Genomic DNA, 19,310 nt, shown 5'->3' on the forward strand with positions numbered 1-19,310 from the left:
TTTAATGCTCATCGTGAGAATCGTTTAATGATTGAAGCCCGTAATATAATTTGCATAATGCGCATCGAGTTTATATTCACCTAAACACTTGTTTTTCTGTACAGAAACCCCATCTAATTTAATGATATTTCACATTAACGGGAGAACGAAAATGTCAAACGAGCGTATAACTTTTAAACCAACTATTGAACAATACAATGCATTTTCTAGTGAGCCTGAAGTTCAAAGAATGTTTGCTGTTGCTGCAGCATTAGAATTGATTCAAGCTGATGTAGCAGGAACTACTGAGAATAAAACTTGTAGCCTTCTACAGGGGCATATGGAAAGACTTTCTTCTTACGCTGACAATATTCAAGAAGCCCTAAAGGTAAAGTAGTAAATTTATAGACTCGATTTTCTCTGCTATATGCTTGCATGTAGAGAGTAAATGAGTGGACAAGCGTTAGCGCGTCAGGCAAAAGCTTAACTTCATGGTTAGGCTTTTTTATTACTTGGTATATAAGCTAACTATCCAACCCCCCAAGACCATTAGAGAGAGAGGCAGGTTTTGGGAGGCAAGCGAAAGCGCGCAAAACTGACTCTCTCAAGTTGGGGTTCCTGTTACACCCCAACTAAGTCCTGACTTTAGGACTCCTCATTCCATTTCCGGCGTTTTGCCGTCAAATACAGAAACCCCAAGAACAGTATTATTCTCGATCATACTTTGTAGGCTTGTTGCTATGCAGTACTTGTCTATGGTCGCTAATAAGTGATCTTTATCGTTATCTGGGAGTCGTTGAACTCTTTCTAAGGCTATCTCCATTTTCGCATCTAATGTGGTCTCAGAACTATCGTTGAGTAGAGCATTCGGAGTGCACTCCAAAGCCTTCGTTAACGCGTAAATCGTACTTAACTTAGGATCTGTTTCATTACGCTCAATCTTTGATATCTGTCCTAATCTGATACCACATTCCTTTGCTAAAGCTCCTTGAGTCCAGCCTTTATCACGCCGTAACCGTTTAAGATTTTCACCTATAGACACAATATCAACCTCATTTTTATCTTGTAGAGTCAATTATAACCCTATATATTTACATTCGACCCTAAATTCATTCTGTAGGGTTACATAAATTCATTGTGTAGAGGTATTGACAGGTTTTTCGTATGTTCTTCATTGACCAACTTTTCATGCAACAAGATCATCCCGAAGGTGGACTTCCACTTGTCGGGACGCATGTTATTGAAAGGTTGGATATGGAGACTGGTGAGAAATTACCTCCATCAGTGAACCAAAAAAGACTCGAGGGTTCATTTAGTACTAAGTTGACCATTCGTTGTGATGGGTATCGGGTTCGTATGGAGGGCAATCCTTCACGCTGGCAAAGAATGGATAACTTGTTTGGATTAAAAAGCCTTGATGAGTGCGTTGAAATCTATAACCACATTCTAGCTAAGTATGATCTTCCTCCATTTACAAAAAACACTCGTCTCTCACATAGGCAAACTGAAGAAGGGAAATCATCTTCTCTTGTTGGTGATGGCGCTGAAATTACATCGATTGACTGGACGAGGAATCACAGTGTAGGCGAGGGGAAAGAAGCGTCTTTTATACGTGGGATGTCTTCAATATCAGTTGGTCGTGCGAGGCTTCCAAAGTTGTACCCGAACGGTATGACATGTAACTGGGGTGAAGCATCGAGTTGGATGATGATAAAGCTATACAGTAAGGCATTCGAACTTAAGGAGCACTTGAAAGCAGACAAAAGAAAGAAGCGGGGCGTTACGTCGTCACAGTTGGAATATATAGATAAATTAATAAGTTACTGTGAATCAAATGGTGTTGTGCGAGAAGAACATAGCCTAAGGCAATCTTTATTAAAGAGGTACAACCTTCAATTTTATGGTCTGGTAACCGAACAAGATTTTTACAACCATCTGAATAATATCGAGGACGCTATGAAAACCATACACATTAATCATGATGAGCATAAAAGCATAGCAGATCAGTTACTTGAGTTAGGAGTTGTGAATAGTAGACAAGCCGCAAATGCCACTCAAAGTTATGCAGTTATGTGGCAAAACGGAACTGATATTAGAGGGATTTTAACTCGCTCTAATTTCTTTGTTCACAAAGCACGACTCAAGAAAATAGGACTAGACATAGGCCAACCGTTCGACGTTACGCGAATCTGCCCGACGCTAAAACGTTCAGAGGTGATTACTGTAGAGCCGTTGTTGATACCAGACTGGTATCAACTGCCTACAGCATCAAAGTCTAATGTACTTCCATTTAAAGCTGTCGCATAAGTAAGGAAACCAAATGTTGAAAATAGAAATCTTCCCAGAACATGAACAACCAATCACACGAACATTGCCAGGTAAAGATGGTAAGCAAGCCAGAACGATAAGAGAGCAAATCGGCTACGCATATCTAGGTGGTAAGTTCCCAGTTGAAATGAAGCTATCATTGCAAGATGAGCAATCGGCTTATAAATCGGGAAACTACGAGTTAGATAGTTCAAGCTTCACGGTCAATAACTTCGGCGGCCTTGAGTTAAAGCGCTTCGGTATCAAACTTGTGAGGTCAATGAAATGATGACAGCAGCAGAGCTCAAACAATCCATTAGCTGGTTACACAATGATGTGGATGAAGCACTTGAAGATGCCAATGATGAACGTGCAAAGGCACAATACAAAAAGATCTTCGACAGCTTAGAGTGGCTACATGAAATGTTGTTGATGCGAGAGTCAGATAAAAATCATGTGAAGATGCTTGGGTACCGTGAAGACTCCAATCAAGTTCAATGCATGGTGTCGAATGTAGTTGGTTTAAACTTCCTAGAAGTAAATGAACTGGCTGACTCGGAGTTTTTAATCGGTGACTGGTTCATGTCAGTTGCAAACGTGGATGAGCAACAAAGCCACCAAACCAAAATCTATGGGCCATACAAAACAGACCAACAAGCAATGGACGCAGCTCGTAAAAGCTTGTCAGTCACAAGGTTCAACGTAACAGAAAGCCCAGAGCGCCATGCCCAATAAGTACAACCCAACTGCGCATTATGGGTTTGAATTATGTTGAGGGTTTGCTGCAAGCCTGAATGAAATCAAACGTGGGCGAGGGATATGCTCAATTAGAAAGGTCAGCTTGCTGGCCTTTTTTAATGCTCATCGTGAGAATCGTTTAATGATTGAAGCCCGTAATATAATTTGCATAATGCGCATCGAGTTTATATTCACCTAAACACTTGTTTTTCTGTACAGAAACCCCATCTAATTTAATGATATTTCACATTAACGGGAGAACGAAAATGTCAAACGAGCGTATAACTTTTAAACCAACTATTGAACAATACAATGCATTTTCTAGTGAGCCTGAAGTTCAAAGAATGTTTGCTGTTGCTGCAGCATTAGAATTGATTCAAGCTGATGTAGCAGGAACTACTGAGAATAAAACTTGTAGCCTTCTACAGGGGCATATGGAAAGACTTTCTTCTTACGCTGACAATATTCAAGAAGCCCTAAAGGTAAAGTAGTAAATTTATAGACTCGATTTTCTCTGCTATATGCTTGCATGTAGAGAGTAAATGAGTGGACAAGCGTTAGCGCGTCAGGCAAAAGCTTAACTTCATGGTTAGGCTTTTTTATTACTTGGTATATAAGCTAACTATCCAACCCCCCAAGACCATTAGAGAGAGAGGCAGGTTTTGGGAGGCAAGCGAAAGCGCGCAAAACTGACTCTCTCAAGTTGGGGTTCCTGTTACACCCCAACTAAGTCCTGACTTTAGGACTCCTCATTCCATTTCCGGCGTTTTGCCGTCAAATACAGAAACCCCAAGAACAGTATTATTCTCGATCATACTTTGTAGGCTTGTTGCTATGCAGTACTTGTCTATGGTCGCTAATAAGTGATCTTTATCGTTATCTGGGAGTCGTTGAACTCTTTCTAAGGCTATCTCCATTTTCGCATCTAATGTGGTCTCAGAACTATCGTTGAGTAGAGCATTCGGAGTGCACTCCAAAGCCTTCGTTAACGCGTAAATCGTACTTAACTTAGGATCTGTTTCATTACGCTCAATCTTTGATATCTGTCCTAATCTGATACCACATTCCTTTGCTAAAGCTCCTTGAGTCCAGCCTTTATCACGCCGTAACCGTTTAAGATTTTCACCTATAGACACAATATCAACCTCATTTTTATCTTGTAGAGTCAATTATAACCCTATATATTTACATTCGACCCTAAATTCATTCTGTAGGGTTACATAAATTCATTGTGTAGAGGTATTGACAGGTTTTTCGTATGTTCTTCATTGACCAACTTTTCATGCAACAAGATCATCCCGAAGGTGGACTTCCACTTGTCGGGACGCATGTTATTGAAAGGTTGGATATGGAGACTGGTGAGAAATTACCTCCATCAGTGAACCAAAAAAGACTCGAGGGTTCATTTAGTACTAAGTTGACCATTCGTTGTGATGGGTATCGGGTTCGTATGGAGGGCAATCCTTCACGCTGGCAAAGAATGGATAACTTGTTTGGATTAAAAAGCCTTGATGAGTGCGTTGAAATCTATAACCACATTCTAGCTAAGTATGATCTTCCTCCATTTACAAAAAACACTCGTCTCTCACATAGGCAAACTGAAGAAGGGAAATCATCTTCTCTTGTTGGTGATGGCGCTGAAATTACATCGATTGACTGGACGAGGAATCACAGTGTAGGCGAGGGGAAAGAAGCGTCTTTTATACGTGGGATGTCTTCAATATCAGTTGGTCGTGCGAGGCTTCCAAAGTTGTACCCGAACGGTATGACATGTAACTGGGGTGAAGCATCGAGTTGGATGATGATAAAGCTATACAGTAAGGCATTCGAACTTAAGGAGCACTTGAAAGCAGACAAAAGAAAGAAGCGGGGCGTTACGTCGTCACAGTTGGAATATATAGATAAATTAATAAGTTACTGTGAATCAAATGGTGTTGTGCGAGAAGAACATAGCCTAAGGCAATCTTTATTAAAGAGGTACAACCTTCAATTTTATGGTCTGGTAACCGAACAAGATTTTTACAACCATCTGAATAATATCGAGGACGCTATGAAAACCATACACATTAATCATGATGAGCATAAAAGCATAGCAGATCAGTTACTTGAGTTAGGAGTTGTGAATAGTAGACAAGCCGCAAATGCCACTCAAAGTTATGCAGTTATGTGGCAAAACGGAACTGATATTAGAGGGATTTTAACTCGCTCTAATTTCTTTGTTCACAAAGCACGACTCAAGAAAATAGGACTAGACATAGGCCAACCGTTCGACGTTACGCGAATCTGCCCGACGCTAAAACGTTCAGAGGTGATTACTGTAGAGCCGTTGTTGATACCAGACTGGTATCAACTGCCTACAGCATCAAAGTCTAATGTACTTCCATTTAAAGCTGTCGCATAAGTAAGGAAACCAAATGTTGAAAATAGAAATCTTCCCAGAACATGAACAACCAATCACACGAACATTGCCAGGTAAAGATGGTAAGCAAGCCAGAACGATAAGAGAGCAAATCGGCTACGCATATCTAGGTGGTAAGTTCCCAGTTGAAATGAAGCTATCATTGCAAGATGAGCAATCGGCTTATAAATCGGGAAACTACGAGTTAGATAGTTCAAGCTTCACGGTCAATAACTTCGGCGGCCTTGAGTTAAAGCGCTTCGGTATCAAACTTGTGAGGTCAATGAAATGATGACAGCAGCAGAGCTCAAACAATCCATTAGCTGGTTACACAATGATGTGGATGAAGCACTTGAAGATGCCAATGATGAACGTGCAAAGGCACAATACAAAAAGATCTTCGACAGCTTAGAGTGGCTACATGAAATGTTGTTGATGCGAGAGTCAGATAAAAATCATGTGAAGATGCTTGGGTACCGTGAAGACTCCAATCAAGTTCAATGCATGGTGTCGAATGTAGTTGGTTTAAACTTCCTAGAAGTAAATGAACTGGCTGACTCGGAGTTTTTAATCGGTGACTGGTTCATGTCAGTTGCAAACGTGGATGAGCAACAAAGCCACCAAACCAAAATCTATGGGCCATACAAAACAGACCAACAAGCAATGGACGCAGCTCGTAAAAGCTTGTCAGTCACAAGGTTCAACGTAACAGAAAGCCCAGAGCGCCATGCCCAATAAGTACAACCCAACTGCGCATTATGGGTCTGAATTATGTTGAGGGTTTGCCAACGGCCTAGAGCGTGCAACAACGTGGGCTAGGGATGTGCTCCATTAGGAAGGTCGACTTGTCGGCCTTTTTTAATGCCCATCACTAGAATCGTTTTGTTAGTGATAGCCCGTAATATAATTCTCACAATACGCATTGAACCACCCCTGTATTCGCAAGCATGGCGCGCCAGTGTTTGAGCGTCAGCGAGTTCTTTTCTCTTTTTTCCTTTTTCTTTTTTTTCGAAGAAAGCTACCGAACGCCGAGGCAAGCGAAGCGCGGGGTCGGGAGCTTTCGATTGGAGAGTACACTATCTTTAATAGTGTACTCTTGTCCGAATTTCGGAATTTTCATCAGCTAAACTTTGTCTTTTAGCTTTAGTTTGCCGTTCTCATCAAGCTCTACTTGGATCTTTCCTTCTGCGAATTGCATCAACAAAAAGTGAACTATGTCAGGTTCTCTAACAAAATCTTTTTTTTCCATTGTCAGTTCAAATGATCTCTCTTTTAGTGCCTCTGCTTCCACTGCCTTAATTCGTACATTTTCAATTAATGCCTTTTTCATCAGTAACTTACCCTTAATAATTGATTTCTGACTGACGTTTTTTTTCTTTTTATGTTGCTTTATTACGATCATATACAAAAGCTTAGTCTATACAATAGAACTGTTGACATGAAATATGTATACAGTATACGCTCGTTATCAATGTAACTTGATAACTGTATACATGATGGTTGTTCTGTATGATAGATATGCTGAAAATATCGATACCTTTTAAGCGCGAATTTGTAACTAACACTCGCGTTTCTAAAACTGGTGAATGCATTGAGTATGTCAATATTATTGAGTGCTCACGTCGTGGTATTGGTCTCGAAGCTAAGTCTGTTCATTACAAGGGTGGGGAGTTAGATAACAAGTATGAAGTTGCTGATTTACGTCACCCTTACGAGTCTCTTCCAACTCACTTTACGGGTATAGCTTTTAAGATTTTTCAGGGTACTTTGCACCGTTCTCCATGTGTAGAGTTAAAAGGATCACCTGCAAAAATCATTCAAGGTCATAACGTCTTTGGTTCTACATCCATTGCTCTTGGTTCTGATGAGATGCTTTCTGCTTTTTTGGATAACTACCCTCAAGTTTGGGATATGTTGGATGTTACCCAAGCAACTCTCGATAGTCTTGATGCTACGTACTCGGCTCGTGTTGAAAATGAAAACAAGGCTAAACAGGTTATTAACTGTCTTAAGAACGTATCCAATAACCAGATGAGAAAAAGTGTTCGCAATGAGCACGAAACTACTTGTTATTTCACTCAAAACTCTCGTCACTGCAATCGTAAGGCATATCTCAAGAAACCAGAATTTGACGCTCAGTTATCCAGACTGTTGGCGCTTCAGGCTTCAGGTGTTACCGAATTTGACCGTGTTATTGACGTTATGTCTGACCCTAGAATTATTAACTTTGCTCGCAATCTCGTTCGTTTTGAGGCTAGTGCTCATAGACGTTATCTCGATGCGATGGAAGTACCAAAGAATTTATTACAAGCAATTAGATTTCAACAGAATTACGAAAAAGACGGTAAGTCATTAATTCAAGATATTTGGCTAAAAGCATTTGCCCCATTACTGCAAGCATTGGAGGGACAGAGAATGAACATTTTTAACGATGAAGAAATACATAAAAAATTAAAGCAGCTTTACTTTAGAACTACCCCAAAAGGCAACGTTAGTTATTCGAAGGCTGATAGAGTTTTTCGTTTTTACCGTTCTCTAGTTTCTGATGGTTATGACGCTGTTAAGTCCTCTTATTCTTCTAGCAGTTCTTTTTACGATCATCTTAAAGAGCTTTTAAATGCGGGTTTCAGTAAAGCTCAATTACAGAATTTACAAGGCAATGGAAAAGATAACGTTGTTCCTTTGCTTCAAGTTATTGATGTTGATTTTTCTAATCAGCGTCCTGATTGGTACGTCGAGCCAGAAGTCGGCATTTTAAGTAAGCAATATGGTTTTGATACCTCAAACGTAATTAGATTAAGTGCATAGGAATATACAAATGAAAAACGAACTACTAATTGAAATTTTTAAAGAGAATGAAGCTATCGATGTATTTGAGGGTATTTCTCAAAAGAACAACAAGCCGTTTCGCATGTTGTCCCAAATTGGTTACGCCCACGTTGGCGGCAAGTTTCCGAAAGAATTTAAAATCCGTCTTCAAGAGGGTCAACCTTTCTGGCCTGCGGGTAAATACCATTTAGGTATGAACTCTCTTGTTGTTGGTATGCGTGGCGATTTAGAAATTGGCCGCGAGATGTTTTTGATCCCAGTTAATCAATAGGAATTTGGCCGCTAATGTTTTGCGTTAATCCAGAGAATGGTTATTTAGCTGTTAAACAGTTAGCGGCTGATGGTGTTTTTCAATTTACTAGCCTTTATACAGCTAATGAATTGACAGTTGTTAGTGACCAAATTTCAAAGGCAGATGTGGCAATGATAGTTGGTGCTGTAGCTAGTCTTTATGGTTTGGTTTTCGTTATTAAGTTGGTTCTCCAACAATTAGGTTATAGGTCTTAACATGAAAAAAGTTATCCAGTTCTTTAAAAAGAACAAAACGTCTATCGCTGTTGCTGTAGCTGCATCTTCTGTTTCTGCTGTTTCTAATGCTGCAATCGATGTTTCTGCTGCTACGACTGCAATCACTACTGATGGTTCAGCTGCTATCGGTTCTGTTGGTCAAGCTCTTATTGGCCTTGCTGGTCTAGCGGTTGTTTACAAATGGATTAAGGGTGCCATCTTCGGCTAATCCTTTGAATTTTAGACTACTAAACAGGGAGGCTCGCGCTTCCCTTTTTTGATCTCGTTGGAGGTTTTATGCCTGTCTACATTTCTATGAATGACCTGTTTTATATCTTCGTCATTCTTGTCCTAACTGATGCAATTAGGAGGATGGTGTGAAGGGATTTTTACTCGTTTTCTTTTTGCTTTTTTGTTTCTCTCACTCTGCCAATGCCCGGTTAATAAAAATTCTTGGTAGCGGTCAACTTGCTCACTGTGGTTACGTTAATAAGGGTGATGTTATTAACAGTGCTACTTATTGTAAGGGTGTCGGTGAACGAGAGGGATATGGTACTTGTGTCGTCGATTATATGTGGATTTCTGGGGGTTATGTTCATCCTTTTTATTCTGCGGGTAGCTGTGGTAACTCTTGGATTCGTGGTGGTTTTATAAGTAGTTGTCCAGAAGGTACAACTCTGAGTGAAACTACGGGTAAATGTGAAGAGCCCGATTTTTGTGGCAGTTCACAGTGGGTCAGTCTTGTAGCTTCTCAAAGTAATGCATGTGCTGCTCAGTACCCTGATTTCTATACTGATTTCTCTAGTACTTGTGTTAGTAAAAATGACTATTCATTTACTTGTAAGCAAGGCGCACCAAAACCTCCAACTGGCGGTGATGGTGGTTCTGGAGGTGATGGTTCTGGAGGTGATGGTTCTGGAGGTGACGGTTCTGGTGGTGATGGTTCCGGTGGTGATGGTTCTGGAGGTGACGGTTCCGGTGGTGATGGTTCCGGTGGTGATGGTTCTGGTGGTGGCGGTTCTGGGGGTGATGGTTCTGGAGGTGGTGGTTCTGGAGGTGACGGTTCTGGTGGTGATGGTTCTGGTGGTGACGGTTCCGGTGGTGATGGTTCTGGAGGTGATGGTTCTGGAGGTGATGGTTCTGGAGGTGGCGGTTCTGGAGGTGACGGTTCTGGAGGTGACGGTTCTGGAGGTGGCGGTTCTGGAGGTGGTGGTTCTGGCGGTGGCGGTTCTGGTTCTGGCGGTGGCGGTTCTGGCGGTGGCGGTTCTGGCGGCGAGGGCTCTGTCGATTTATCTGGGGTCATTACCAAGATTAACGAATCTAATAAACTGCTAAATGATCTTAAAACGTCTAGTGATAGTGTTGGTTCTGCTATCGGTGCTAATGGTGCTAAATTAGATGAACTAGGTACGAAATTAGATAAGCTTGCTGAGGGTTCTAAAACTTCCGCGTCTGCTAATAACTGTCAGCCTAATAGTTTTTCTTGTTCTGGTAATGCTTACGAATGTTTTATTGCTCGTCAGTCTTGGGATAATAAATGCTTAATTAAGTCTATGACTGAAACAGAAATTGACCCTACAGTAGAAACCGATGCTAAAAGAAAAATAACTTCATCTGGTGATGATTTAATTAATTCTTTAGAGAGCTACAATAATGAAAAATTAAACCCTAATCTTTTATCGAATGGCGAACAGGTTTTATCTGATAGCTTGAGTAAATATGATGAATCTAACGGCTTTAGTTTTGATGATGGTTGTCCTAGTCCAATTAATGTTGCTTATGGGTTGGGTTCATTTGAATTAAATTATCAACCTTTCTGTGACCTTGCTTTATATATTAGGGCAATGCTTATGCTCACTGCTTCTATTGCTTCGTTTTTAATGATTGCTAAACATTCATAGGTGAATTTATGTGGACTTCTATTCTTAATGCTCTTTGGTTTATTGCATCATTTTTATTTGGTTGGCTATTTACTTGGATTGGTCGTGCTCTTCCTTGGATAGCAGGTTTCTTTGGTTCTACCGTTACCCAAATAGCTTTGAGTTTCGGTTTTGGTGTTACAACCTTTACGGGTTTTAATATGTTTACGTCTCGTCTTTTGGAATTTGCTGCTTCTGGTATGGATGGGGTTCCTGCTGCGGTTCCTCAGCTTTTAGGTCTTATGTGGGTTGATAAAGCTTTGAATCTAATGCTCAGTTCTGCTTTTGTTTTGATGACTATCAAAGGTTTGAAAGCGGGTAAATTCTCTCGAAGTGTTTGGAGTGCTCCAGGCTCTAAAACTGGAGGGTTTGGCGCATGATTTATTTACGAACGGGTTTGCCTGGGGCGAGTAAGAGCCTTAACAGTCTCCGAGAAATTGTTAATTCACATAATCCCGAAAGGCCGTATTTCTATAACAACATTAAGTTGTTGATGTTAGATATGGATGTGTGTCGTTCTTTTTCTGGTTGGTTCTACGGTTGGTTTTTTCCAAACCTTAAAGACAAGGCTTTAAAACGTAAGCTTACTAAAATACTTAAGCCAATTCATAAAGACGGGGACTTTGTCACTCTTGATGATGTTCCTTTCTTGCGTAATCACTTTGATTCACACAATCACTTTTCCACTTGGCTTCACTGGGTTAATAAGGTCTACGACAAGAAGCAACTTGTTCAGCTTAATAACTTGCTGGACTGCATGACCGATGAGCAAAAGAATAGTGCAGATGCTTGGGAAACAGTTAAGGTTTGCAATCTTCACTTTACCCATTTTGATGATCCAAATGCTTGGTTTGAGCTGCCGACAACTTCGGTTATTTTGATTGATGAATGTCAGGACTTTTTTCCACCTCGTCCCGTCGGTTCTCGTAAGCCAGAAGCGATTGCTCGATTAGAGAAACACCGTCATGGTGGTTACGATATTCACTTTATTACTCAGCATCCGACTTTTGCAGACCAAAACTTACGTAAGTTAGTTGGCCGTCATGTTCATTATCATAATCCGTTTGGTGGTAAGCAGATTACTCGCTTTGAATCTTCCAAGTGTATAGACCCTGATAACTACCACGATAAGAAGCAGTGTAAGAAAAAGGCCATGACTCATGACACCAAGTTTTATGGTGTCTACTGGTCTGCTGAAATTCATACTCACAAGTTTCAATTTCCAAAGATATTGCTTGCAGGTTTGCTTGCGATTTTTCTTTGTCTTTACTCGGTTTACTCGGTTTATTCGTTTATCGATTCACAGGCCAATCCCGAAACTGAAGTTTCAGCGCCAGAAATAGAGCAGGGTGCGAATGTCGTTTTACCTACTCAAGAGCCAGCTGCCGATACTATTCCTGTGGATTCATCTCTCAATGAATACATTGAAAGTATTTCTAAAGGTGTTTATATAAATGGTTCTGTCATGTCACAAGGTCACATCGAGTATGCTTTTTATCGTCCAGAAGATGATGCGGTCTTTCATCCGTCAGACGTAGGTATTGTTGTTGAGCCGATTGCGCCTTGTCTTGCCAATCTTATTGTTGGCGATGTTCGCAAACCTATCATGTGTAATCCGTTTTATGTTCGGGTTCCTGTCGATGATGAAGAAGATGAGGAGGAATTTAATTCCTTGTTTGGTGATTCAGATGGTGATGAGCCCCGCAGGGATAAGCGAACGTGATGAACTTATGGGGTTGATGTAGGTTGTTGAGCGATAAACAGCGAAGCGTAGCAGTGATAGAGAGGAAAACGAAAACCCTTATTTCTGCTAGGCCGCTCTTAAATTTGGGTAGGCTTTGTTGAGTGTTTGTCGGTGGTTATAGTTTTACTGGAGGATTGATAGCGTGATTGATTTCATTCTGGAGCATTTCTTGGTTATTTGGCTGTTTCTATTCGTGTTTCTTTGCCTGAAGCGACCTGTGTCTTAGTGCGTATTATGGGTCTGAATTATGTTGAGGGTTTGCCAACGGCCTAGAGCGTGCAACAACGTGGGCTAGGGATGTGCTCCATTAGGAAGGTCGACTTGTCGGCCTTTTTTAATGCCCATCACTAGAATCGTTTTGTTAGTGATAGCCCGTAATATAATTCTCACAATACGCATTGAACCACCCCTGTATTCGCAAGCATGGCGCGCCAGTGTTTGAGCGTCAGCGAGTTCTTTTCTCTTTTTTCCTTTTTCTTTTTTTTCGAAGAAAGCTACCGAACGCCGAGGCAAGCGAAGCGCGGGGTCGGGAGCTTTCGATTGGAGAGTACACTATCTTTAATAGTGTACTCTTGTCCGAATTTCGGAATTTTCATCAGCTAAACTTTGTCTTTTAGCTTTAGTTTGCCGTTCTCATCAAGCTCTACTTGGATCTTTCCTTCTGCGAATTGCATCAACAAAAAGTGAACTATGTCAGGTTCTCTAACAAAATCTTTTTTTTCCATTGTCAGTTCAAATGATCTCTCTTTTAGTGCCTCTGCTTCCACTGCCTTAATTCGTACATTTTCAATTAATGCCTTTTTCATCAGTAACTTACCCTTAATAATTGATTTCTGACTGACGTTTTTTTTCTTTTTATGTTGCTTTATTACGATCATATACAAAAGCTTAGTCTATACAATAGAACTGTTGACATGAAATATGTATACAGTATACGCTCGTTATCAATGTAACTTGATAACTGTATACATGATGGTTGTTCTGTATGATAGATATGCTGAAAATATCGATACCTTTTAAGCGCGAATTTGTAACTAACACTCGCGTTTCTAAAACTGGTGAATGCATTGAGTATGTCAATATTATTGAGTGCTCACGTCGTGGTATTGGTCTCGAAGCTAAGTCTGTTCATTACAAGGGTGGGGAGTTAGATAACAAGTATGAAGTTGCTGATTTACGTCACCCTTACGAGTCTCTTCCAACTCACTTTACGGGTATAGCTTTTAAGATTTTTCAGGGTACTTTGCACCGTTCTCCATGTGTAGAGTTAAAAGGATCACCTGCAAAAATCATTCAAGGTCATAACGTCTTTGGTTCTACATCCATTGCTCTTGGTTCTGATGAGATGCTTTCTGCTTTTTTGGATAACTACCCTCAAGTTTGGGATATGTTGGATGTTACCCAAGCAACTCTCGATAGTCTTGATGCTACGTACTCGGCTCGTGTTGAAAATGAAAACAAGGCTAAACAGGTTATTAACTGTCTTAAGAACGTATCCAATAACCAGATGAGAAAAAGTGTTCGCAATGAGCACGAAACTACTTGTTATTTCACTCAAAACTCTCGTCACTGCAATCGTAAGGCATATCTCAAGAAACCAGAATTTGACGCTCAGTTATCCAGACTGTTGGCGCTTCAGGCTTCAGGTGTTACCGAATTTGACCGTGTTATTGACGTTATGTCTGACCCTAGAATTATTAACTTTGCTCGCAATCTCGTTCGTTTTGAGGCTAGTGCTCATAGACGTTATCTCGATGCGATGGAAGTACCAAAGAATTTATTACAAGCAATTAGATTTCAACAGAATTACGAAAAAGACGGTAAGTCATTAATTCAAGATATTTGGCTAAAAGCATTTGCCCCATTACTGCAAGCATTGGAGGGACAGAGAATGAACATTTTTAACGATGAAGAAATACATAAAAAATTAAAGCAGCTTTACTTTAGAACTACCCCAAAAGGCAACGTTAGTTATTCGAAGGCTGATAGAGTTTTTCGTTTTTACCGTTCTCTAGTTTCTGATGGTTATGACGCTGTTAAGTCCTCTTATTCTTCTAGCAGTTCTTTTTACGATCATCTTAAAGAGCTTTTAAATGCGGGTTTCAGTAAAGCTCAATTACAGAATTTACAAGGCAATGGAAAAGATAACGTTGTTCCTTTGCTTCAAGTTATTGATGTTGATTTTTCTAATCAGCGTCCTGATTGGTACGTCGAGCCAGAAGTCGGCATTTTAAGTAAGCAATATGGTTTTGATACCTCAAACGTAATTAGATTAAGTGCATAGGAATATACAAATGAAAAACGAACTACTAATTGAAATTTTTAAAGAGAATGAAGCTATCGATGTATTTGAGGGTATTTCTCAAAAGAACAACAAGCCGTTTCGCATGTTGTCCCAAATTGGTTACGCCCACGTTGGCGGCAAGTTTCCGAAAGAATTTAAAATCCGTCTTCAAGAGGGTCAACCTTTCTGGCCTGCGGGTAAATACCATTTAGGTATGAACTCTCTTGTTGTTGGTATGCGTGGCGATTTAGAAATTGGCCGCGAGATGTTTTTGATCCCAGTTAATCAATAGGAATTTGGCCGCTAATGTTTTGCGTTAATCCAGAGAATGGTTATTTAGCTGTTAAACAGTTAGCGGCTGATGGTGTTTTTCAATTTACTAGCCTTTATACAGCTAATGAATTGACAGTTGTTAGTGACCAAATTTCAAAGGCAGATGTGGCAATGATAGTTGGTGCTGTAGCTAGTCTTTATGGTTTGGTTTTCGTTATTAAGTTGGTTCTCCAACAATTAGGTTATAGGTCTTAACATGAAAAAAGTTATCCAGTTCTTTAAAAAGAACAAAACGTCTATCGCTGTTGCTGTAGCTGCATCTTCTGTTTCTGCTGTTTCTAATGCTGCAATCGATGTTTCTGCTGCTACGACTGCAATCACTACTGATGGTTCAGCTGCTATCGGTTCTGTTGGTCAAGCTCTTATTGGCCTTGCTGGTCTAGCGGTTGTTTACAAATGGATTAAGGGTGCCATCTTCGGCTAATCCTTTGAATTTTAGACTACTAAACAGGGAGGCTCGCGCTTCCCTTTTTTGATCTCGTTGGAGGTTTTATGCCTGTCTACATTTCTATGAATGACCTGTTTTATATCTTCGTCATTCTTGTCCTAACTGATGCAATTAGGAGGATGGTGTGAAGGGATTTTTACTCGTTTTCTTTTTGCTTTTTTGTTTCTCTCACTCTGCCAATGCCCGGTTAATAAAAATTCTTGGTAGCGGTCAACTTGCTCACTGTGGTTACGTTAATAAGGGTGATGTTATTAACAGTGCTACTTATTGTAAGGGTGTCGGTGAACGAGAGGGATATGGTACTTGTGTCGTCGATTATATGTGGATTTCTGGGGGTTATGTTCATCCTTTTTATTCTGCGGGTAGCTGTGGTAACTCTTGGATTCGTGGTGGTTTTATAAGTAGTTGTCCAGAAGGTACAACTCTGAGTGAAACTACGGGTAAATGTGAAGAGCCCGATTTTTGTGGCAGTTCACAGTGGGTCAGTCTTGTAGCTTCTCAAAGTAATGCATGTGCTGCTCAGTACCCTGATTTCTATACTGATTTCTCTAGTACTTGTGTTAGTAAAAATGACTATTCATTTACTTGTAAGCAAGGCGCACCAAAACCTCCAACTGGCGGTGATGGTGGTTCTGGAGGTGATGGTTCTGGAGGTGATGGTTCTGGAGGTGACGGTTCCGGTGGTGATGGTTCCGGTGGTGATGGTTCTGGAGGTGACGGTTCCGGTGGTGATGGTTCCGGTGGTGATGGTTCTGGAGGTGACGGTTCTGGAGGTGATGGTTCTGGAGGTGGCGGTTCTGGAGGTGACGGTTCCGGTGGTGATGGTTCTGGAGGTGACGGTTCCGGTGGTGATGGTTCTGGAGGTGATGGTTCTGGAGGTGATGGTTCTGGAGGTGGCGGTTCTGGAGGTGACGGTTCTGGAGGTGACGGTTCTGGAGGTGGCGGTTCTGGAGGTGGTGGTTCTGGCGGTGGCGGTTCTGGTTCTGGCGGTGGCGGTTCTGGCGGTGGCGGTTCTGGCGGCGAGGGCTCTGTCGATTTATCTGGGGTCATTACCAAGATTAACGAATCTAATAAACTGCTAAATGATCTTAAAACGTCTAGTGATAGTGTTGGTTCTGCTATCGGTGCTAATGGTGCTAAATTAGATGAACTAGGTACGAAATTAGATAAGCTTGCTGAGGGTTCTAAAACTTCCGCGTCTGCTAATAACTGTCAGCCTAATAGTTTTTCTTGTTCTGGTAATGCTTACGAATGTTTTATTGCTCGTCAGTCTTGGGATAATAAATGCTTAATTAAGTCTATGACTGAAACAGAAATTGACCCTACAGTAGAAACCGATGCTAAAAGAAAAATAACTTCATCTGGTGATGATTTAATTAATTCTTTAGAGAGCTACAATAATGAAAAATTAAACCCTAATCTTTTATCGAATGGCGAACAGGTTTTATCTGATAGCTTGAGTAAATATGATGAATCTAACGGCTTTAGTTTTGATGATGGTTGTCCTAGTCCAATTAATGTTGCTTATGGGTTGGGTTCATTTGAATTAAATTATCAACCTTTCTGTGACCTTGCTTTATATATTAGGGCAATGCTTATGCTCACTGCTTCTATTGCTTCGTTTTTAATGATTGCTAAACATTCATAGGTGAATTTATGTGGACTTCTATTCTTAATGCTCTTTGGTTTATTGCATCATTTTTATTTGGTTGGCTATTTACTTGGATTGGTCGTGCTCTTCCTTGGATAGCAGGTTTCTTTGGTTCTACCGTTACCCAAATAGCTTTGAGTTTCGGTTTTGGTGTTACAACCTTTACGGGTTTTAATATGTTTACGTCTCGTCTTTTGGAATTTGCTGCTTCTGGTATGGATGGGGTTCCTGCTGCGGTTCCTCAGCTTTTAGGTCTTATGTGGGTTGATAAAGCTTTGAATCTAATGCTCAGTTCTGCTTTTGTTTTGATGACTATCAAAGGTTTGAAAGCGGGTAAATTCTCTCGAAGTGTTTGGAGTGCTCCAGGCTCTAAAACTGGAGGGTTTGGCGCATGATTTATTTACGAACGGGTTTGCCTGGGGCGAGTAAGAGCCTTAACAGTCTCCGAGAAATTGTTAATTCACATAATCCCGAAAGGCCGTATTTCTATAACAACATTAAGTTGTTGATGTTAGATATGGATGTGTGTCGTTCTTTTTCTGGTTGGTTCTACGGTTGGTTTTTTCCAAACCTTAAAGACAAGGCTTTAAAACGTAAGCTTACTAAAATACTTAAGCCAATTCATAAAGACGGGGACTTTGTCACTCTTGATGATGTTCCTTTCTTGCGTAATCACTTTGATTCACACAATCACTTTTCCACTTGGCTTCACTGGGTTAATAAGGTCTACGACAAGAAGCAACTTGTTCAGCTTAATAACTTGCTGGACTGCATGACCGATGAGCAAAAGAATAGTGCAGATGCTTGGGAAACAGTTAAGGTTTGCAATCTTCACTTTACCCATTTTGATGATCCAAATGCTTGGTTTGAGCTGCCGACAACTTCGGTTATTTTGATTGATGAATGTCAGGACTTTTTTCCACCTCGTCCCGTCGGTTCTCGTAAGCCAGAAGCGATTGCTCGATTAGAGAAACACCGTCATGGTGGTTACGATATTCACTTTATTACTCAGCATCCGACTTTTGCAGACCAAAACTTACGTAAGTTAGTTGGCCGTCATGTTCATTATCATAATCCGTTTGGTGGTAAGCAGATTACTCGCTTTGAATCTTCCAAGTGTATAGACCCTGATAACTACCACGATAAGAAGCAGTGTAAGAAAAAGGCCATGACTCATGACACCAAGTTTTATGGTGTCTACTGGTCTGCTGAAATTCATACTCACAAGTTTCAATTTCCAAAGATATTGCTTGCAGGTTTGCTTGCGATTTTTCTTTGTCTTTACTCGGTTTACTCGGTTTATTCGTTTATCGATTCACAGGCCAATCCCGAAACTGAAGTTTCAGCGCCAGAAATAGAGCAGGGTGCGAATGTCGTTTTACCTACTCAAGAGCCAGCTGCCGATACTATTCCTGTGGATTCATCTCTCAATGAATACATTGAAAGTATTTCTAAAGGTGTTTATATAAATGGTTCTGTCATGTCACAAGGTCACATCGAGTATGCTTTTTATCGTCCAGAAGATGATGCGGTCTTTCATCCGTCAGACGTAGGTATTGTTGTTGAGCCGATTGCGCCTTGTCTTGCCAATCTTATTGTTGGCGATGTTCGCAAACCTATCATGTGTAATCCGTTTTATGTTCGGGTTCCTGTCGATGATGAAGAAGATGAGGAGGAATTTAATTCCTTGTTTGGTGATTCAGATGGTGATGAGCCCCGCAGGGATAAGCGAACGTGATGAACTTATGGGGTTGATGTAGGTTGTTGAGCGATAAACAGCGAAGCGTAGCAGTGATAGAGAGGAAAACGAAAACCCTTATTTCTGCTAGGCCGCTCTTAAATTTGGGTAGGCTTTGTTGAGTGTTTGTCGGTGGTTATAGTTTTACTGGAGGATTGATAGCGTGATTGATTTCATTCTGGAGCATTTCTTGGTTATTTGGCTGTTTCTATTCGTGTTTCTTTGCCTGAAGCGACCTGTGTCTTAGTGCGTATTATGGGTCTGAATTATGTTGAGGGTTTGCCAACGGCCTAGAGCGTGCAACAACGTGGGCTAGGGATGTGCTCCATTAGGAAGGTCGACTTGTCGGCCTTTTTTAATGCCCATCACTAGAATCGTTTTGTTAGTGATAGCCCGTAATATAATTCTCACAATACGCATTGAACCACCCCTGTA

Annotated in this window: 26 protein-coding genes; 22 read left to right on the forward strand and 4 right to left on the reverse strand. The window is 40.8% G+C overall.

Translation table 11 applies throughout. The features are described from left to right. The first annotated feature begins 151 nt into the window (after positions 1-151). Positions 152-376, forward strand: coding sequence for a hypothetical protein (locus FIV04_RS06990; RefSeq protein WP_152468673.1), 225 nt, complete (start codon positions 152-154; stop codon positions 374-376). A 258-nt stretch (positions 377-634) separates the two neighbouring features. On the opposite strand, the gene FIV04_RS06995 is transcribed toward FIV04_RS06990, so the two are convergent. After that, positions 635-1,054: a helix-turn-helix domain-containing protein gene (locus FIV04_RS06995; protein WP_152468674.1), complete on the reverse strand. Its 420-nt coding sequence runs from the start codon at positions 1,052-1,054 to the stop codon at positions 635-637. 89 nt (positions 1,055-1,143) lie between these two features. Between FIV04_RS06995 and FIV04_RS07000 the strand changes: the two genes are divergently transcribed. From FIV04_RS07000 to FIV04_RS07015, 4 genes are all read left to right on the forward strand, one after another. Beyond that, complete coding sequence (locus tag FIV04_RS07000; RefSeq protein ID WP_152468675.1) at positions 1,144-2,286, forward strand: phage/plasmid replication protein, II/X family; 1,143 nt, start codon at positions 1,144-1,146, stop codon at positions 2,284-2,286. 13 nt (positions 2,287-2,299) lie between these two features. After that, a complete protein-coding gene (locus FIV04_RS07005) occupies positions 2,300-2,575 on the forward strand; it encodes a G5P family DNA-binding protein (protein WP_152468676.1) in 276 nt (91 codons plus the stop codon). Further along, a complete protein-coding gene (locus tag FIV04_RS07010) occupies positions 2,572-3,021 on the forward strand; it encodes a hypothetical protein (RefSeq protein ID WP_152468677.1) in 450 nt (149 codons plus the stop codon). Before FIV04_RS07005 ends, FIV04_RS07010 begins: the two co-directional genes overlap by 4 nt. Before the next feature lie 269 nt (positions 3,022-3,290). Beyond that, positions 3,291-3,515 carry a hypothetical protein gene (locus tag FIV04_RS07015; protein WP_152468673.1) on the forward strand — a complete coding sequence of 75 codons (225 nt, stop codon included), beginning with the start codon at positions 3,291-3,293 and terminating at the stop codon, positions 3,513-3,515. 258 nt (positions 3,516-3,773) lie between these two features. Here the strand turns inward: FIV04_RS07015 and FIV04_RS07020 are convergent, their stop codons facing one another. Continuing rightward, positions 3,774-4,193: a helix-turn-helix domain-containing protein gene (locus FIV04_RS07020; protein ID WP_152468674.1), complete on the reverse strand. Its 420-nt coding sequence runs from the start codon at positions 4,191-4,193 to the stop codon at positions 3,774-3,776. 89 nt (positions 4,194-4,282) lie between these two features. Here FIV04_RS07020 and FIV04_RS07025 point away from each other — a divergent pair, with 89 nt between their 5' ends. Genes FIV04_RS07025 through FIV04_RS07035 form a run of 3 tightly spaced genes read left to right on the forward strand, consistent with a single transcriptional unit; the run spans position 4,283 to position 6,160 of the window. After that, positions 4,283-5,425, forward strand: a complete 1,143-nt coding sequence (locus FIV04_RS07025) for a phage/plasmid replication protein, II/X family (protein WP_152468675.1) — start codon at positions 4,283-4,285, stop codon at positions 5,423-5,425. Positions 5,426-5,438: 13 nt separating this feature from the next. Then, positions 5,439-5,714, forward strand: coding sequence for a G5P family DNA-binding protein (locus FIV04_RS07030; RefSeq protein WP_152468676.1), 276 nt, complete (start codon positions 5,439-5,441; stop codon positions 5,712-5,714). Next, on the forward strand, positions 5,711-6,160 hold the full coding sequence (locus tag FIV04_RS07035) for a hypothetical protein (protein WP_152468677.1): 450 nt from the start codon (positions 5,711-5,713) through the stop codon (positions 6,158-6,160). Before FIV04_RS07030 ends, FIV04_RS07035 begins: the two co-directional genes overlap by 4 nt. A gap of 385 nt (positions 6,161-6,545) precedes the next feature. Here FIV04_RS07035 and FIV04_RS07040 read toward each other — a convergent pair whose 3' ends face one another. Further along, positions 6,546-6,752 carry a hypothetical protein gene (locus FIV04_RS07040; RefSeq protein WP_152468678.1) on the reverse strand — a complete coding sequence of 69 codons (207 nt, stop codon included), beginning with the start codon at positions 6,750-6,752 and terminating at the stop codon, positions 6,546-6,548. 179 nt (positions 6,753-6,931) lie between these two features. On the opposite strand from FIV04_RS07040, the gene FIV04_RS07045 reads away from it, so the two are divergent. The 7 genes from FIV04_RS07045 (at position 6,932) to FIV04_RS07075 (ending at position 12,400) form a co-directional block, all read left to right on the forward strand. After that, complete coding sequence (locus FIV04_RS07045) at positions 6,932-8,230, forward strand: phage/plasmid replication protein, II/X family (RefSeq protein ID WP_152468679.1); 1,299 nt, start codon at positions 6,932-6,934, stop codon at positions 8,228-8,230. A gap of 10 nt (positions 8,231-8,240) precedes the next feature. Further along, positions 8,241-8,522 (forward strand): single-stranded DNA-binding protein, encoded by a 282-nt coding sequence (locus tag FIV04_RS07050; protein WP_152468680.1) that lies wholly within the window; start codon positions 8,241-8,243, stop codon positions 8,520-8,522. 14 nt (positions 8,523-8,536) lie between these two features. Then, a complete protein-coding gene (locus FIV04_RS07055; protein ID WP_152468681.1) occupies positions 8,537-8,758 on the forward strand; it encodes a hypothetical protein in 222 nt (73 codons plus the stop codon). A 1-nt stretch (position 8,759) separates the two neighbouring features. Next, a complete protein-coding gene (locus FIV04_RS07060; protein ID WP_152468682.1) occupies positions 8,760-8,987 on the forward strand; it encodes a major capsid protein in 228 nt (75 codons plus the stop codon). A gap of 148 nt (positions 8,988-9,135) precedes the next feature. Next, positions 9,136-10,659 carry a virulence factor TspB C-terminal domain-related protein gene (locus FIV04_RS27090; RefSeq protein ID WP_216651667.1) on the forward strand — a complete coding sequence of 508 codons (1,524 nt, stop codon included), beginning with the start codon at positions 9,136-9,138 and terminating at the stop codon, positions 10,657-10,659. Positions 10,660-10,667: 8 nt separating this feature from the next. Next, complete coding sequence (locus tag FIV04_RS07070; RefSeq protein WP_152468683.1) at positions 10,668-11,057, forward strand: DUF2523 family protein; 390 nt, start codon at positions 10,668-10,670, stop codon at positions 11,055-11,057. A 113-nt stretch (positions 11,058-11,170) separates the two neighbouring features. Further along, positions 11,171-12,400 (forward strand): zonular occludens toxin domain-containing protein, encoded by a 1,230-nt coding sequence (locus tag FIV04_RS07075; protein WP_253895386.1) that lies wholly within the window; start codon positions 11,171-11,173, stop codon positions 12,398-12,400. Between the two features lie 620 nt (positions 12,401-13,020). Here the strand turns inward: FIV04_RS07075 and FIV04_RS07080 are convergent. Next, on the reverse strand, positions 13,021-13,227 hold the full coding sequence (locus FIV04_RS07080) for a hypothetical protein (protein WP_152468678.1): 207 nt from the start codon (positions 13,225-13,227) through the stop codon (positions 13,021-13,023). A 179-nt stretch (positions 13,228-13,406) separates the two neighbouring features. Here FIV04_RS07080 and FIV04_RS07085 point away from each other — a divergent pair, with 179 nt between their 5' ends. The 7 genes from FIV04_RS07085 (at position 13,407) to FIV04_RS07115 (ending at position 18,875) form a co-directional block, all read left to right on the forward strand. Beyond that, positions 13,407-14,705 (forward strand): phage/plasmid replication protein, II/X family, encoded by a 1,299-nt coding sequence (locus tag FIV04_RS07085; RefSeq protein ID WP_152468679.1) that lies wholly within the window; start codon positions 13,407-13,409, stop codon positions 14,703-14,705. A gap of 10 nt (positions 14,706-14,715) precedes the next feature. Further along, positions 14,716-14,997, forward strand: a complete 282-nt coding sequence (locus FIV04_RS07090; RefSeq protein ID WP_152468680.1) for a single-stranded DNA-binding protein — start codon at positions 14,716-14,718, stop codon at positions 14,995-14,997. A gap of 14 nt (positions 14,998-15,011) precedes the next feature. Continuing rightward, on the forward strand, positions 15,012-15,233 hold the full coding sequence (locus tag FIV04_RS07095; protein WP_152468681.1) for a hypothetical protein: 222 nt from the start codon (positions 15,012-15,014) through the stop codon (positions 15,231-15,233). 1 nt (position 15,234) lies between these two features. Then, on the forward strand, positions 15,235-15,462 hold the full coding sequence (locus FIV04_RS07100) for a major capsid protein (protein ID WP_152468682.1): 228 nt from the start codon (positions 15,235-15,237) through the stop codon (positions 15,460-15,462). Positions 15,463-15,610: 148 nt separating this feature from the next. After that, positions 15,611-17,134 (forward strand): virulence factor TspB C-terminal domain-related protein, encoded by a 1,524-nt coding sequence (locus tag FIV04_RS27095; protein WP_216651668.1) that lies wholly within the window; start codon positions 15,611-15,613, stop codon positions 17,132-17,134. Positions 17,135-17,142: 8 nt separating this feature from the next. Beyond that, entirely contained in the window at positions 17,143-17,532 is a 390-nt protein-coding gene (locus tag FIV04_RS07110; RefSeq protein WP_152468683.1) for a DUF2523 family protein, read from the forward strand. A 113-nt stretch (positions 17,533-17,645) separates the two neighbouring features. Continuing rightward, positions 17,646-18,875 (forward strand): zonular occludens toxin domain-containing protein, encoded by a 1,230-nt coding sequence (locus tag FIV04_RS07115; RefSeq protein WP_253895386.1) that lies wholly within the window; start codon positions 17,646-17,648, stop codon positions 18,873-18,875. Positions 18,876-19,310: the final 435 nt, after the last annotated feature.

Origin of the sequence: Vibrio sp. THAF190c (genome assembly GCF_009363355.1) — a bacterium.
GTDB lineage: Bacteria > Pseudomonadota > Gammaproteobacteria > Enterobacterales > Vibrionaceae > Vibrio > Vibrio fortis_A.